The sequence below is a fragment of the bacterium genome (assembly GCA_013360215.1).
Classification (GTDB): domain Bacteria; phylum CLD3; class CLD3; order SB21; family SB21; genus JABWCP01.
On record JABWCP010000042.1, the window covers coordinates 1 to 16,971 of the forward strand.

The following is a 16,971-nucleotide window of genomic DNA, read 5'->3' on the forward strand; positions in this document are numbered from 1 at the left end:
CGAAAATTGCTACGCTTCCTACATTCAATCTCGACCTGCTCTGGAAATTCAAACTTGAAAACAACAGCCAAAGGGGGTATGATCTTATTCAGTATCCCTTTTTTGATTCAACTTTGCGAGACTATTGATATTGTTTTTTAAGGATTTGTAAATTTAATCTGACTTGAGTTCATGCGAAAAAAATTCAAAACAACTATCTTTCTTACTTTCTTTCGCTCTGTATCATACTCGATGTTAATTTTGTTGAATTAAACTAATTATTGCTTATTTTTGCAATTCATTTATAGGTTTATATCATGGATTTGCTTCACAAACTCAAACAAGTTTCGGAAGAAGCCGAGCGTTTATTGGCTATCGTCGAAATCGGAAAATTACTCAATTCGACAATTCATCTGGACCAGTTGCTTGAGATTATATTGGATACCGCATTACAAAATCTTCAGGCGGAACGCGGAACATTGTATCTGATTGATTTTGAAAAAAAGGAATTGTGGTCCAAAGTACTCAAAGGCGAAGAGACCATACGACTTCCTATCGGCAAAGGTATTGCGGGAACCGTTGCAGCTACAGGAGAAACGATATTCCTGACCGATGCCTATGACGATCCCCGATTTAACCCTGAATTTGATAAAAAATCAGGATTTCGCACGAGCAGTATGTTATGTACACCGATGAAAAACAGAGAAGGCCGAATGATCGGTGTTTTCCAAATTCTCAATAAACGTGAAGGTGAATTTGAAAAATCGGATATCGAATTTTTGGACACCTTATCACTCGATGCATGTATCGCGATCGAAAATGCGCGGTTGCATGAAGCCGATCTCGTAAAGCAGCGCATTCTAAAGGAGCTTGAAGTTGCAGCCACCATTCAGAGAATGATATTACCAAAAGAAATCACCTCCATTCCCGGTCTTGATCTGGCCGGATTGAATGTCCCCAGTCGACAGGTTGGAGGGGATTACTACGATGCCGTACCTCTCCCCGACGGACGGGTGGCTTTGGTCATGGCCGATGTATCCGGCAAAAGTGTACCCGGCGCATTGCTCGTATCCACTCTACAAGCTTCGTTACGCGCCTATTTGGAAAGCCCTTTTGAACTCGCACCGCTCGTAACCAAACTCAATCGTGTCATACTCAAAAATTCGACCGATGACAAATTTATAACTTTTTTCATCGGCATAGTAGATACACAAAAAAACACACTCGAATACCTCAACGCAGGACACAACCCTCCGCTTTTGATGACCAAAGGTCAATTGATCAAGTTGACTAAAGGAGGTATCCCGTTGGGTATGATCGGCTTTGATGACTATGCCGCGCAAACGTTAAATCTTCATTCAGGTGATACGTTGGTCTTATTCACCGACGGGATTACTGAAGCTGTTTCCCCTAATGACGATATGTATGACGATGCACGATTAGAAAATTTAGTACAAAATGTCGCGCATTCTTCCGCGGAAGACCTTAAAAAAATTATCTATAACGACGTAATGGCTTTTGTGAACGGTGCCGAACAAGCCGATGACATCACATTACTAATAGCAAAATACCAATAAACTCAGTTCGCACTCACACTTTATCCCAATCTGCTCTTTCGGATTGTAGTTTTTTTATACGTTCGGCATTCACCTTTAATGCACGGAAATGAAGTGTCGTTTTAGAATCCGTGTACGTCTCTTCCAAAACTTCCGCTAGATGGTGTACGGTCGCATAAAACTTACCATCACCGCTATCAAACGAAACTTTATCCAACGTGAACGCATGATCTATTTCGTCCTTGATAGCTTGTTTCAGTCTATCCAACCCGATACGGCGACCGGCCGATATGAACACGGTATTGGGAAACTGATGACGCATACTCGTGATCAGCGCTTCATCGCTCACACGATCCACTTTATTAAATACGACGATGCGCGCATCTTTGAGCGCATTTAATTCACGCAATACTTTTTCGACCGCCTCCATTTGCTCCATAAAAATAGGACTGCTCAAATCCACGACATGCAATAAAATATCTGCTTCGCGTACTTCTTCGAGTGTGGAGCGAAATGAAGCGACCAAGTGATGCGGCAGCTTTCTGATAAAACCGACCGTATCTGTTATCAAACAGGAATGATCGTTATCTAAAAACACTTTGCGCGTCGTAGCATCAAGCGTAGCAAAAAGCCTGTCCTCCACGTACACATCAGCCTGCGAAAGTGCGTTGAGTAATGTAGATTTACCGACATTGGTGTATCCGACCAAAGCTACACGAAAGATCTCACCGCGTCCCGCCCGTTGGGTTTCCCGTTGTCGTTCGATTTTTTTAAGCTCTTCTTTTAAAACAGCAATACGTTGTCCGACCAAACGCCGATCCGTCTCGAGCTGCGTTTCACCGGGACCTTTGGTAAATACCCCGCCGCCTTGCCGTTCTAAGTGAGTCCACATTTTAGAAAGTCTTGGAAGCAGATATTCGAGTTGTGCCAATTCAACTTGGGTTTTCGATTCGCGCGTGCGTGCACGCTTAGCAAAAATATCAAGAATCAACGCGCTCCGATCTATGATTTTACATTTCGCTTCACGCTCGATATTTTTTGTTTGGCCCGGAGAAAGATCATCATCAAATATAACTACCTGAATATTCTCGGCCTGCACTTTGAGCACGATCTCGTGCACCTTTCCTTTACCGATATATGTGGAAGGATCAATTTGCCGAAGCTGCTGTTTCACGGATGCCACCACTTCCACACCGGCGGTATCCGCTAACAAAGCAAGTTCTTCAAGATAGTCATCCACTAACCTGTTTTCCTGGCGATCATGTGCAACGCCTACAAGTAATGCGCGTTCTTTTTTTCGTGTCGTATCGTGTGTTTTATTCATATTCTCCTAAAATTTTATGATTTATCCTCAGGTAATTCCAACGCCGGAATAACCGGTAAAGCCGTGCCCATGATGCCTTCTAAATCGCCATTCATTCGGCTCATGCTCACCATCATGCGTTCAATTTGTTTTTCTCGGCGTTGCCAGTTCTTTTCCATGCTGCGGCGCTCCTGATCTAAATCGCCGCGCATTTGCACAAAAGCCTCAAGTACGGCCTCCATCTTTTGGCGGAACTCATTGCCCGTAAGATAGTTGTATAACATTTCCATTTTCTCATTTTTACCAACCGCCGCAATACGTGTTTGCGCAAGCTCCGTCATTCCCACACGTAAAACTTCAGCCAGTTCGACCGCTGTTCCAAACCCTGTAATCCAGACGCCGTCCAGATTGCCCATCGTTTTAATTTCTTTCGGCAAGGCTTGGGTAACCAAAACGGCCACGTTGGCTCCCGCCGAACGCATATCATCTTTGAGCTTTTGAATCCACGATGGGCTCCATTCTTTGGTACGTTTCGATTCCCATATTATGGTTCCAGACTCCAAACCTGATCTGTTATAAACCCGCTGCAAAACATCGGCGCCCCGAATTCCTTTGGGAACTTCGCTGATAACATCAAGCGGAAATTTTTCACGTAGTAAATTCTCCAAAGCCAGTTCCATGACCTCTCCTTGGGATTGCTGTGAACCTTGTTCGGCTTTGCGTTTGAGTTCGTCCACTTGACGCATCATATCGGCAATACGTTTATCTTTCTCAGCATCTTTGAGTCGAAATGCTTCGATCGCCTTCGCTTCGACTTCGATACGGATTTTATTACGCTCTTCCATAATCAGACGTTCGGTTTCCAACTTCAAATTTTGTTCGCGTTCTTCGATCTCACGTTGCTGTTTCATCAATTGCAACTCGCGGGTACGCGCGTCCTGCATGTTCTTATCTTTGATGGCCAGTTGTTGCTGCAGATCGGCCAACTGCAATGTCCATTGCTCTGTCGCATCACGACGAATCTTCTCTTCACGTTTGGCTATTTCGGACTTAAATTTCTGATTAAATTCGTCCCGTATTTTTTGCTCGGCCTGCGCTTCAAAGCGACTTTGAAAGGCATCTGAAAGTTCAAACTGATGCTTGCATTTGGGACATATAATCTGTTCACTCATGATAACTCCTTACATAAACAACGCCGCCATGATACGATGATTTGCAGAGATTTTCTACCATATTTTTTCCCATTTTTTTCTATTGCGTATTCGAACGTATAACTGTATTTTTATTGAAAATAGCACACTTCGGTTTTTTCACGTTTCAAGTAAAGCGCTTGCCCATGTCGGATTATTTCCGCCGTATAGTTTTGTGTCTGGGTGTATCTTTGATAGGTGTATTGCCGCTTCGCGCGCAAGGCACGCTCTATCGTGGCACGCAGAGTCTTTTTATGGAAACCGGTGTTGGCGCACGCGCACAGGCTTTGGGTCGTGCGTTTACGGGGCTCGCCAATGACGGTTCGGCCGTTTTTTGGAATCCCGCCGGGTTAGATTTTTTGCAACAGCCTAATTTTGTAGCCTATCATTCCACCCTTGTCGAAGGTACTTTTTTCAATTTTGCCGCCGTAACATATCCTTTTTTAGAATTTGGCTCCGTCGGAGTCGGTATGGCACGTATCGGGGTCAATGGCATCCCACTCAATAACGAGTGGACTAATCTAGCTCAAGGCGAATACTCAGAACAAGAATACTATATCGCGTATGGCAAACGCCTACCATTTTGGAATTTATCACTAGGTACAACTTTTAAAATGGTCAATGTCAATGCCAGCGAACTGAATGCCAATGATGCGCCGGTTTCGAAATCCGGATTTTCAAGCGGTCTGGATATCGCACTGATGTGGAAACCTGATTTTGAAAATGCAATAGTACGCAATATGTCTTTCGGTTTTAATTATCAAAATGTAGTCGCTCCCTCCTTCAAACTTTCCACATTTTCGTACAACGATCCCCGCAATCTGCGTTTTGGTATAGCCAAAGAAATTTATTTTGGCGGTGACCAACTCAAACGACTAACTATCCTTGCGGATGTGAGCAAAGGTTCACGTTCCGGAATAGAATATATGGCGGGGATGGAATATTCGTTTAATCGTTTTCTGATAGCTCGCGGCGGTTTTGACGCCGGACGCATGACCGTGGGTATGGGCACAGAATTTACGCAGTTTCAACGCTTTCAAGTGGATTATTCTGTCAATCTCGGGAGTCAATACGGGACAGCGCTGCATCGCCTCTCGCTTACGATGAATTTTGGTAAAACCATCGAAGAGCGCCAAAATATTGCCCGCGCGCTTCGCGCCGATCAGGATCAAAAAATGATCGCACAAAATCAGGAAGCAGTCAAAATCCGTGCGATCAAAGAACACTCGACGCTCGGCACCGAATATCTGAAAGACGGCAAACTTATCCCCGCACTAGTTGAGCTGGAACAAGTAGTCTCCTTGGATCCCAATAATGCGAACGCAAAATCTTTATTAGATACGGTGCGTTTCAGGATGGATAAACAATTGTCGGATCGCTTAGCCGATACGGCGACCAGTGTCCGCGAAATGACTGTTTCCCAACAACAAAATAAATTTGTCGAAGATCACTACCGCAAAGGATATCAATTAGTACAAAAGGGAGATTACATAGCCGCCCTGAGCGAATTTCAAACAGCGCTTGAGCGGTCTCCCAATAATCCCGATATTCAGCGTTCACTCAACGAAACACGCGGTCTTCTTGATAAACGAATTGCCAGTATTATCGCTAAAGCCCGATCCAATGCGGCCGGTAATAATTTCTCCGAAGCGCTAAAATTACTGAGTGAAGCGCGCAGTCTTGACCCGACCAATCAACAAATACAACGTGAGATTGATACGGAACTCAAGCGGATAAGCAACCGACTTAGTTTTCTGGAAAGCACCCGTAGTGGTCTTGATGCGTATCAAAAAGGTGATTATCAAGCGGCTATGGAAGCTTTTGAAGCTGCGCTGCTCGTTGACCCGCAGAATCCGACGGTCAAGGAATACCACAAAAAATCCATTGTCAGGGCTTTCGCTACATTCAAAAATCTTGAAGGCGATGTAGAAAAAACATACCTGCAGGGTGTGGATTTGTATGTCGAAGGAAAATACGAGCAGGCCATAGCGATTTGGCAGCGCATTTTAGAAAAAGACCCGCTCAATAAACGCGTATTAAAAGCCATCGATAAAGCCGAAGATCAAATTCGTCAACGCGATGAAGCCAAAGGACGGAAAAAATAAATTCCTATGCTTTTTAAAGCTTCACTAAAAGAAGAACTCAAGCGCCCGGCTGATATGAAATATCTGGTCGAACTGCGCGACTTCGTCGTCGGCATCGGGCGGAAGTACGGCTTTGATGAAAAAGTCATAGGCACATTGCGCCTCGCAACGGATGAAGCCGTTACGAATATCATTCGACATGCGTATCGTGATACCCCGGGCCGCGGCGTAGTCACTCTTCGGGCGATTGTAAAAACATCCAGCCTTACCATTATCATTATCGATCAGGGCAAAACATTCGACCCTCGAAACGCCAAAGCGCCTGATATGGCTGAGTATATCAAAATCGGCAAAAAGGGCGGTCTTGGTATTTTCATGCTCAAAAAGATGATGGATGAGATTGATTACCAGGTCACTTCCGAAGGTAACGAACTTCGCCTTGTCAAATATCGTACGCAAGGTAAACGCGGCAGCCGAGCCAAGTGGCTCCGTGATGTGAATTTACGTAACCGCTATGCTATTATATCATCCGCCGCTCTCACGCTTCTCGTATTGATCGGATATGTGTTATACGAAAAAATACAGACGAAGAACATGGAGAACGAAATCCTCAAACGTATCACGGCGATTTCAGCAACCATGGCTTCGACAAGCGCGGATCTCATGGCCAGTTACGACGACCTTTCCATGTTTCAGATTGCGCAGCGTTTGAAAAAAGACAACGAACAGATGATCGTGGACATTTTTGTAGTTGACCGCAACAACTATATTTTTGCTGCTTCCAATCGCAATAGCCTCGGTAAATATCCAATGCCTGAAAATTATGAAACACTATCTTTCGACGGTTCGGATTCTCCTCAACTTCCCGATAGTGTTGCGCAACAATTTGAAAACCCTGAGCTACTTACATTAGTAAAAACTTATAAATATACCCAGGAAGACTTGCCCACGTTCGATATTGCAACACCGGTTTACCGTTCCAATATCATTTCACAAGACAATTTGCTCGGCTATGCCCACGTGTTGGTGCGCGAACAAACTATTCTCAATGAAATGACCAATTTGCGCATTTTAGGGATTGTCCTGGCATTACTTGTACTCCTTGTCGGCTATACCGGTATCGCTATTCTTCTCGCTCGCATTATCAGTCCCTTCCAAAAACTAAGTGACTGGATTCGCAGTGCCGGCCATGAATCCGTTTCGGATGACGTTGACATTGATACGACCAATGAAGTCGGTGAAATCGCGCAGGCTTTTTCCGACATGGCATCCAAATTTCGCAAAGCTCAGATCGGCCTCGTACAGCAGAAGCAGCTTCAAAAAGAAATACAGGTTGCTCAAGAAATCCAGCACATGTTGTTACCGGTATCATTTCCTGAAGTTCAGGGTTATGACCTTTCTACTTATTACGAATCGGCTAAAGAGGTCGGCGGTGATCTTTTTGACTTTATAAAAGTAGATGATGATACGATCGGTATCGTAGTTGCCGACGTATCCGGTAAAGGTGTTCCGGGTTCGCTCGTTATGACGATGATTCGTACTGCATTGCGGCTCGAAGCCCGCGGGAACAAAAACCCCGCTGATGTACTGGCTCGCGTCAATGAGTTTGTCGTGGATGATATGAAAAAGGGCATGTTCGTCACGATGTTTTATATCGTTCTTGATTCACGTAACCGTGAAATTCACTATGCCAGTGCCGGTCATAATCCCATGATTCTTCACAGGGTTTCGACCAAACAAACATACTACCTCAATCCGCGCGGTTTTCCGGTGGGCATCTCGCTTCCCGATCGAAAGCTTTTTGGTCAATCTATCCAGACGGACAGTATTAAGTTACAAGAGGATGATATTCTCATTGCTTATACAGACGGTATTACGGAAGCAATGAACCACGAGCGGGATTTGTACAGCGAAGAACGTTTTCTTGAGACGATCCGCCGACATGCACATTTGGATGCCAAAGCTTTTGTCGAAAATATGCGGAACGATCTTAATGAGTTTACGCAAGGGGCTCCACAAAGCGACGATATTACGCTCGTTGCAATCAAAGAAAATTTAGCCGCCGGTGATGTGCTTTTCAACTTGCGTAAACAATTGATTGACATGGTAGCTGAAGGTATGAGTGTGAAAGAAGCCTGCGCAAAGACACGTATATCTACTTCAACTTATTATAAGTATAAGAAAAAATATGATGAACTCGGTGAAGCGGGACTCCGAAATAAATCGGAGGGCTCGAATATCGAGGCTAAACATTTTAGTATCGAACAGCGCGCTAAAATTTTTGATGTCATACGTAAACACCCTGAATTTGGCCCTAAAATGATCAGCAACACACTCAATTCAGAGGAATATAGTTTTACAACAATACCCGAAAAACGCATCTACGATGAATTAGTTCGCCTGCGTCTCAACACGGAAGAAAAACGTCAGGCTTTTGTCAGTCAAAAAGCAAAAACGAAGCGTTTCAAAATGCCCGGCACACCACTTCTTACCATGGAGGGTGAAGTCATCAAGAATGACGGATCTAACGCGAACTCCATCGTTGATCGGATCATGCAACAGCGGCAACAAGCCATTGAGTCTGAGAAGAAAACGGAACCGGCTGAAGCGTAAACAATGTATGTTTTAGAAAACATAAAATTGTATTGACTAATTTTCACTGTTTCGTTAGTATTCCTTTATATAATATACTTGTCCCGTAATCCATTCTTTTTCAGGTCTTTTAGATTTTTTCAATCACATTCACTTTCCAATAACAAGGAAATTCAGGAGGATCCCAATGAAATCCCTTTGGAACACACGTATCCGGGCGTTCAGTGCGGCTGCTCTGGTGTTAGCCACCTTATCGGAGGTTTATGCCGGCGGTTTTTCGATTTATGAACAAGGCGGTCGTGCCACAGCCCAAGGCGGTGCTGTAGTAGCCCGCCCATGGGACGCTTCAGCTGCGTTTTACAATCCCGCCGGTTTAGCATTTTATGGTGGCGCGCCCGGAACATATCGTTTTTATGCCGGTTTAACCCCGGTACAGTCTCTTTCTAAATTCACGGGCCTTGATGAAAACCCAGGACTAGGGGTTCGCGAAGAAGCAAAAGAAAAGTGGTTTCCTCCTTTTTACGCTTACGCTGTTTATCAAATTAATGAAAATATGGCAGCTGGCTTAGCTATAACCACTCCTTTTGGACTCGGAACGGAATGGAAAAATCCAGGTAATACATACAGCGGCCGTTTTCGTTCACTACTAAGTAATGTCGAAGCTGTATATGTGAGCCCTACTTTTTCATACAAAGTAAACAATATGTTCGGCATCGGAGCAGGTGTTGATTTCGTTTATTCTCGAGTCGCACTCCGCCGTCACCAAGGCGTACTCTTTTTCAACGGTGTTGAAGCTAAAATGTATGATGTTGCAGATGTGTATCTGAAGGGCGAGGATAAGGCCTCTTTTGGCTTCCACGTATCTGCTTATGCAAAAATGAACGAACAACTATCTTTCGGTGTGGACTACAAACACTCCGTAAAAAATGAATATGAAGGACACGGACGTTTCCGTCAAATCAAAACAGATATTGCAGCTTTGGATGCCACCGTAGCTTCTAATTTTGCTAATCCAGCATTTGGCAGTATGTACCAAAAAGGAAACACGGAACTTACATTCCCGAGTTCTTTGGTGGTTGGAGCTGCATTTAAACCGATGGAAAATTTTTCAATCGAAACTGATTTTGTTTATGCCGGGTGGAGCGTGTTTAAGGAGGTCGTGATTGAATTTCCCGAGCAAAATGGCGGAACAACGTCAACATTGGAAGAAAAATATAAGAATACATGGCAGATCCGCGTCGGTGGTGAATATGATGTAAATGAGCGTTTGCAAGCACGATTCGGTTATATTTTCGATAAAACTCCTGCCCCTACTGAAACTGTAAATCCACTCCTTCCCGATGCAGATCGTAACGATTTTTCAATCGGTGTTGGCTACAAAATAACTGAATCCATACATGTAGATGCGGCATACATGGCCGTAGTTTTTAGTGAACGAAGCACCAAAGGAAAAAACGTTGACGGATACGATGGAGTATATAACTCGCATGTCAACCTTTTCTCGATTGGTTTTGGATACACTTTTGGAAAATAATAATATAGAATAGAAAGACTGGAGTATAGCAATGAATACAAAACTTAATATAAAACTAATGAGCGTGGTCAGCCTGCTCATGGTTTTAATCTCAGCTGGTTGTTCCTTGGATTATCCCACAACGGCAAGCCGCGATCTTCCAAGAATTACAACAAGCGGAACTGCTGACTTTTCAAAACTTGTTGTTGCCGGAAATAGCTTAACAGCAGGATACCAAAGTGGCGGTTTAGCCGGGAATTTTCAGGTAAATAGCTATCCGGCTATGATTTCACGTCAATTGGGGATAGAAAACGGGGGTTACAAAGGCTCAGAATTTGAACAACCTCTCGCTTCCGACTCAGGAACCTCGGGAATCCTAATTTTAAACTACTCTCCGACAGGCCCCATTGCCAGCTCGGCAACCGCAATTACAGCACCTTTTGTAAATACGAATTTGACCAGATCTTATGACAACATGGCCGTACCAGGTGCTTTCGTATATGATTTTTTGAATACTACGGCCTCAGGAAACGGTTGGGGTGGACTCATTTTATCCAGCCCGAATACATTATTTGATGCAATTTTGAGAAATAGCGGAACTCAATTCCAACAAGTAAAATCATTAAACCCCAGTTTTGTGATTTGGTGGGAAGGACACAATGATATTCTCGGTTATGCAACACGTGGTGCCGGAGTGCATAAAATCCCAGGCCCTACCCAAGGCGCTCCGCCGTATACACCTCGCAATTCGACCGAAGCTGGTGCGATGGGTATTCCGTTCAATTTTACTACGATGTATACTGCCGCCATTGACAGCCTTGCAGCAACCGGTGCTGATGTAATCGTCGGTAATATACCTTATGTCACGGATATACCTTACTTTACAACTGTGTTCCCCTCAACCAGTATTTTTGCAGTTAACGATTCAATTTATCTTGTTACCAACGCATTAACCGGTGCAAAATCCGGTCTTTTTTTCGAAGAAGATCTTACGGGTGCCGATGATAGTATCAAATACATGCTGCTTCCGGTCAGTAGTCTTTTAGGTAAAACTAATGTTCCTGGTTTTACCGGACTCCCATATGGGCTACACGCAAGTGCCCGCATTCAAGGACGTTACACGATAACCAATGAAGAGGCAACCAACATTGCAGGTATTATTGATGGTTATAATACTATTATTTCTACGGTTGCCGACGCTAAAGGTATTGCTGTCGTGGACTTCAAATCATATTTTAGCCAAATAAAAACGGATGGATATACTCTCCCGAATGGTACCAAAGCCGGTGCGTCATTTTTATCTGGCGGGCTTTTCAGTCTTGACGGAGTTCACCCGTCTACACTGGGATATGCCGTTGTTGCAAACAAATGGATATTGGAAATAAATAACAAATTCAATAGTGAAATACCCTTGGTTAGAATCACAGATTACATGAACATTAAATAATACATCTAATTTGACGTTAAAACCCCGTTTCAAATGAAACGGGGTTTTTTATTTGTGTATCATGTGCTGATTGAATATTTTGTTTCATGTTTAATAGAAGCGCTAAATTTGTAGTTTCAATCTTTGCGATCCATTTTTCTTTGGCACAGGGTCAAATTCGCTATAATACCAACCCTACCCCTTCTTTGGGCGGCAAGGTTTTTGTTTTTTTTAATGGTACAGCCAATTATGCAAAGAGCATTCCAGGAAATATCAGCAATGACCGGGAGAACCTTGAACAACGGGTTATTGATATTATCAATAATGCTAAGGCAAGCCTGGATGTGGCTGCATATGAACTGAATAGTCTTAATATCGTGGTGGCGTTATGTAAAGCCCGCGAGCGCGGTGTGCGCGTGCGCATTATCATGGATGATGAGGCCGCTCCGCACAATAACGAAGAACTGTGGAAATATGTGCGCACTTTACTTAGCTATCGGTATCAGGTTCCTTGGATGACTGATGCGGGCTGGCCCATCGTAAAATCCAAAAAAAATCTCTACAAAGCACGTACGGCACAGATGCACAATAAATTTGTAGTAGCCGATTATCTAAGTGCTGATACGACCGACGATGTGGTTTTGACCGGTTCGTATAATTTTACCATTACCGGCATGGTTTCCATGCAAAATGTTGTCCAAATTCAAAGCGCGAAAGCCACACAAATTTATACTGAAGAATTCGAAAACATGTGGGGCTCCGATACGGAACAACCGGATACGACGAAAGCCGCATTTCATCAATACAAAGCTGCTTTAAAAACAGATCCTTCTATTTTTGGCGGAAAAATCTCTGTTTATTTGGCGCCTATGAATAAGTATAAAACGCGTCCTAACTACCTGGAAATGATTGCGGATATAGTGACCCGTGAAGCGCAACATGACATCAAAATATGTTCGTTTTCGTTTAGTACTAAAATCGATGTTGATGAGGCAATAAAGGAAAAGGCCGAGGAACGCGGCGTCAATGTAAAAGCTGTATTTGATAAATCGCTGGGGAAAGGAAATTGGAGTTTATATAAGTCAATGATCGGTGATACATCGGCGCGCGCCGTTTGGAAAAAAAAGGCTGAAGCGTACTTAGCATACGAAGATCGTCAATTGCATCATAAATATCTGATAATAGACGCCGAGTCGCCAGATACGTCAGATGTTCCCGTCGTAATTACGGGTTCATTCAATTTCAGTAAGAATGCCAATGAAGCCAATGATGATAACTTTTTGGTCATACGTGATCGTGCGATAGCCAATCAATACTTACAGGAATTTTATGCACGCTTTGAAGCGGCCAAAAAACTTGAGCTTTCACGAAAAGAGACTAATCAAACTGAGAAACTGATCACGGACGACGACGAATAAAGATGCCTGCTAATTGATACGCACAGTAACAGAGCGCCCTAACGATTCTTCAAACAATCCTTTTTTCATATTAACTGCCCATTGTTCCAGTGTTCCCGACGATTTACAGTGCGCTTTGATCAAAATATGTTTAGGTTGAATTTTGCACCTTAGCGACGTGATGCTTTGACTGTGCGTCCTATCCAATCCGTCAGCAATACGCAATATACCCGCCAATTTGCATACTAAACGCTGATTCTCGATTGAAAGATTAACAAAACCGTCATGCTTGGGTTTGGGATGGCTCTTGCGATGGTACCTCGCTATATTGGCTATAACTTCTTTTTCCTGATCGGTAAATCCCGCTAACTCCGCATTTCGAATAAGATAATACGAATGGCGATGATGCTGTGCGTGTGAGACAAAAAACCCGACCTCGTGCATGATCGCCGCAAATTCAAGGAATTCCCGTTCCGTGCTACCCAGTTTGTGTATTTTAACAGTCTGATCAAAAATACTAAGTGCCAATCGGGTTACCTGATGTGCATGTTCCGCATCGTAGTGAAAATTTTCAGCCAGATGTATGACACTACGATAGCGAATGTTTGATAAGGGGTGATGCCCACCCGTATTCGTGCGGCTGTTTATGTAATCATGGATAATACCCTCTCTCAGCGCGTATTCGGAAACGACCATTTGTTTGATCTTAAGTAAATCAAATGATTCCTGTAAAACCAAAGCACCGGCCACAATAATGTCTGCTCTTTTAATATCTAGCCCGATGATTTTTATTCGCTGCGCTACCGTTTTTGCTTTTAAGATATTCTGAACTACACGATCCAGTTCTTTTTTGGTAAAAGAAAAATTATTCAGCTGGGCATCCGATGAAATCCCGCTTCTATTAGCTCTAATCATATTGGCTAAATTGAGAATTGTACCCGAACTGCCAACTGCAAACTCGATTTTGCGATCGCGTACTTCCCGTGCTACGGCGCTTACAAATCCGCGAATATATTCTCGGCATTCCTGTATTTTTTTAGGCTTGATAACACCTTTATCGAAAAACCGCTGTGTTAAACGAATACATCCGATCTTAAGACTGTTCAGATATTGCGCTTCCCCTCGGACTCCAACGATATATTCGACACTGCCGCCACCGATGTCCATTGCAATAATTTTGTGGTTAAAAACCGGTAATGCCTGCAGCACCCCTAGATAAATCAACCGTGCCTCTTCATTGCCGGAAACAACTTCAATATTTATGCCGGTTGCATCTTTTATTTTTTTTACAAAATGCGCCTGATTGAGCGCTTCGCGTACGGCACTGGTTGCTACAGCACGTATTGGTGCTTTGTATACTTTAGCAATTTCAGAAAAACGCTTTAATGCCGTAACGCCCCTTTCTATCGCATCCGGGGCAATCATTTTCATGTCGGAGCTGCCACTGCCCAAACGTACATTTTCTTTTTCCCTGTCAACGATACGATACTTCCCGTTACCCAATAGCTCAACAACTATGAGATGAAATGAATTAGTACCAATATCAATCGCAGCAATATGCTTTTTGGAATTCCGCTCAGTGAATATCATTTTTTTAAGTTGCGAAACGACACGTGCCATCAGGACTCTCCGATAAACTTGAGTTGACGCGGTGTCATAAACCAGCGTATTTCACCGCTCGGCGATGGATGGATACGTTCCACCTCGATTTTACAGATTGCACCTTTCTTAAAAGGAATAGCTAACCTCGGTACTCCCATAAAAAAACCGGCTAATCTTCCGACATCCGGCATGTGGCCCACAAGTAAAACGCTGTAATCCATTTGAAACGGTTTGAATGCCTGCATAAGCTCGGCTGTTGACGCGGGTATTGCCAAACCATCACATACGACTACCTTTTTGTGCCCCAATACTTCGGCAACAGCCTCTGCCGTTTGTTTGGCACGTACCAAAGGACTGCTCATAATAACATTAAAACGTATATCTAGTCTTTTGAGGCCGCGTGCTTCTGCTTGCACCAATTTGACACCCTCACCGGTCAATGGTCGGTCAAAATCGGTTTTAATCTTCCCGCCTACATCTTCAGCAAAACCGTGTCTCATTAAAAATACATCCATAACTTACTCCATGACAAAGTGTTTAATTTGTTTTTGCAGAACACGGCGCATATTACTATTCCAATACGAATAAAACCGATGGGTAATCGAAATACGTTCCCGTACTACATAGTGTATCGTTTTGATTATCGTTACGTTGTGTATTTCATTTTCTGTCTTATAAATTTGCGCGGACTTTCTAAGTGTCTTTATTATCGTATCGCAATCGTGAATTAGTCCGAGATAATCTTGTAGTTTTTTTAAAATTTTTATCGTCTGAGATATGTTGCCGCCCAGTATTCCGCTCCACATTTCGACCGAATAACGTAACCTTTTGGTTTCAATTCGAAAAACATGGAGCGCTCTGGATGACAGTGGATCGCCACAATCAGATTCAGCAATCCACAACGCTTCACTTCTTTCTTTTATCCACTGAACCGCTAAGTCCACAGCGGTTACTCCTATGGGATCGTTTTTAGTTTCGCTTTCTGAAAAAACCCATGATATGTCTATATCTAAATCCGTTTTCTGTATTGTATTTTGAAATTGCTGTAATGATCTCAAACGTTTGGTTTCAATTTGATTCTCTATATAATCCCAATTCGCAGATTGTATTTTGGAGTGCTTGGATTTAAGAATCTGAATCTTATGCAACATAATATCACTATCGCGCACTTCCCCGGCGTGATCAGCTAATGTTTTGATCGCATGATTGTGATGTTTCAGTTTCGCAGTCGAAGAAGAGTAAAATACAAGGCAGGCCATCGCTTGACGTAATCGTCGCGAGGCTACTCTAAAGTCATGTATCTGCTCTGCACTCTGATTTTCTTTGACAGCATCGTATAAAGATTTCCATGAAATCCAGCGATGACGCATGATTCGCTGCATCGCTTCAGATGCGCCCATTGTCGGAAGCAAATCCGGGATATACCACGAAGCTTCCATAGTAATTTTATTTCTATAGGTTACGCGCCAAACTTCTTCAATTTTCCTGCATTGGCTAATGCTAATTCCATGATATAATATGAGGGAAAATTACCCAATTGACCTTTTGAGCATTCGGTTTCTGTAAAAGCATTTGCATCATCAAAACTACATACGTCCGAATGAAGTAAAAATGGAACCGGATGCCAACTATGGCTTTTCATCGGCGGGGGTGTCGAATGATCTCCCGTTACCATAATTACGGCAGGACCGAGTTCGCGCAACATCGGAATGTGCTTATCTACTTCTTCCATGATATGCATCTTTCCTTCAGAATTTCCGTCTTCGCCGTAGCTATCGGTTTTTTTTATATGAATAAAGAAAAAATCGTGTTTATCCCAATTTTCTTTCAGTGTTTGAAATTCATCAGCTATATCCATACCCGTTGGTAATATTTCCATACCCACGACACTGGCAACACCACGATAAAGAGGAAAACTGGCAATACACGCCGGTGACAAACCAAAACGTTCGGACATCGAAGGTACATGCGGCATACCCGAAAATCCGCGCATGAGTAGCGTATTGGCCTTGGCTTCATCCTTTAGGATTTTATTTGCTGCGGCTATAAATTTATCAGCTATTTTTGACATACGTGCTGACGCTTTATCTTGGGGAACGGCTTTCAGCGGTTTGGCTCCGGTTACTTGTGGGTCGGTATCAAGTATATTGCCGTGCAGACGTTTACCGCGAAATACGACAACAAAACGGTATTGTTCGCCCGGTTTAATGATCACTTTGACGTCATCAATTTTTTTAATCTTGGCACTCAGCATCGCACAAAGACGTTCGCATTCTTCCGAGGGGATACGACCTGCGCGCCGATCGGTAAGCAATCCTTTCGCATCCAT

General features: G+C 43.3%; 12 protein-coding genes. 6 read left to right on the forward strand and 6 right to left on the reverse strand.

The window, feature by feature from the left end; all coding sequences use genetic code 11:
* The first annotated feature begins 296 nt into the window (after nt 1-296).
* The gene (locus tag HUU58_15420) at nt 297-1,556 is read left to right on the forward strand and encodes a SpoIIE family protein phosphatase (GenBank protein ID NUN47063.1); all 1,260 of its coding nucleotides are present in this window, start codon (nt 297-299) and stop codon (nt 1,554-1,556) included.
* 13 nt (nt 1,557-1,569) lie between these two features.
* On the opposite strand, the gene hflX is transcribed toward HUU58_15420, so the two are convergent.
* On the reverse strand, nt 1,570-2,859 hold the full coding sequence (gene hflX / locus HUU58_15425; GenBank protein NUN47064.1) for a GTPase HflX: 1,290 nt from the start codon (nt 2,857-2,859) through the stop codon (nt 1,570-1,572).
* A 14-nt stretch (nt 2,860-2,873) separates the two neighbouring features.
* Nucleotides 2,874-4,010 (reverse strand): DUF2130 domain-containing protein, encoded by a 1,137-nt coding sequence (locus HUU58_15430; GenBank protein NUN47065.1) that lies wholly within the window; start codon nt 4,008-4,010, stop codon nt 2,874-2,876.
* Between the two features lie 164 nt (nt 4,011-4,174).
* Here HUU58_15430 and HUU58_15435 point away from each other — a divergent pair, with 164 nt between their 5' ends.
* From HUU58_15435 to HUU58_15455, 5 genes are all read left to right on the forward strand, one after another.
* The gene (locus HUU58_15435; protein NUN47066.1) at nt 4,175-6,133 is read left to right on the forward strand and encodes a PorV/PorQ family protein; all 1,959 of its coding nucleotides are present in this window, start codon (nt 4,175-4,177) and stop codon (nt 6,131-6,133) included.
* 6 nt (nt 6,134-6,139) lie between these two features.
* Nucleotides 6,140-8,725 carry a SpoIIE family protein phosphatase gene (locus tag HUU58_15440; protein ID NUN47067.1) on the forward strand — a complete coding sequence of 862 codons (2,586 nt, stop codon included), beginning with the start codon at nt 6,140-6,142 and terminating at the stop codon, nt 8,723-8,725.
* Between the two features lie 166 nt (nt 8,726-8,891).
* Nucleotides 8,892-10,238 (forward strand): outer membrane protein transport protein, encoded by a 1,347-nt coding sequence (locus tag HUU58_15445; protein NUN47068.1) that lies wholly within the window; start codon nt 8,892-8,894, stop codon nt 10,236-10,238.
* A 31-nt stretch (nt 10,239-10,269) separates the two neighbouring features.
* The gene (locus HUU58_15450) at nt 10,270-11,664 is read left to right on the forward strand and encodes a hypothetical protein (GenBank protein NUN47069.1); all 1,395 of its coding nucleotides are present in this window, start codon (nt 10,270-10,272) and stop codon (nt 11,662-11,664) included.
* 86 nt (nt 11,665-11,750) lie between these two features.
* On the forward strand, nt 11,751-13,061 hold the full coding sequence (locus HUU58_15455; GenBank protein ID NUN47070.1) for a hypothetical protein: 1,311 nt from the start codon (nt 11,751-11,753) through the stop codon (nt 13,059-13,061).
* 9 nt (nt 13,062-13,070) lie between these two features.
* Here the strand turns inward: HUU58_15455 and HUU58_15460 are convergent, their stop codons facing one another.
* The 4 genes from HUU58_15460 to HUU58_15475 form a co-directional block, all read right to left on the reverse strand.
* Nucleotides 13,071-14,660, reverse strand: coding sequence for a Ppx/GppA family phosphatase (locus tag HUU58_15460; protein NUN47071.1), 1,590 nt, complete (start codon nt 14,658-14,660; stop codon nt 13,071-13,073).
* Complete coding sequence (sixA, locus tag HUU58_15465) at nt 14,660-15,157, reverse strand: phosphohistidine phosphatase SixA (GenBank protein NUN47072.1); 498 nt, start codon at nt 15,155-15,157, stop codon at nt 14,660-14,662. Before sixA ends, HUU58_15460 begins: the two co-directional genes overlap by 1 nt.
* A 3-nt stretch (nt 15,158-15,160) precedes the next feature.
* Complete coding sequence (locus HUU58_15470; protein NUN47073.1) at nt 15,161-16,081, reverse strand: CHAD domain-containing protein; 921 nt, start codon at nt 16,079-16,081, stop codon at nt 15,161-15,163.
* Between the two features lie 20 nt (nt 16,082-16,101).
* A partial coding sequence (locus tag HUU58_15475; protein ID NUN47074.1) for a phosphoglycerate mutase occupies nt 16,102-16,971 on the reverse strand: 870 nt, incomplete at its 5' end.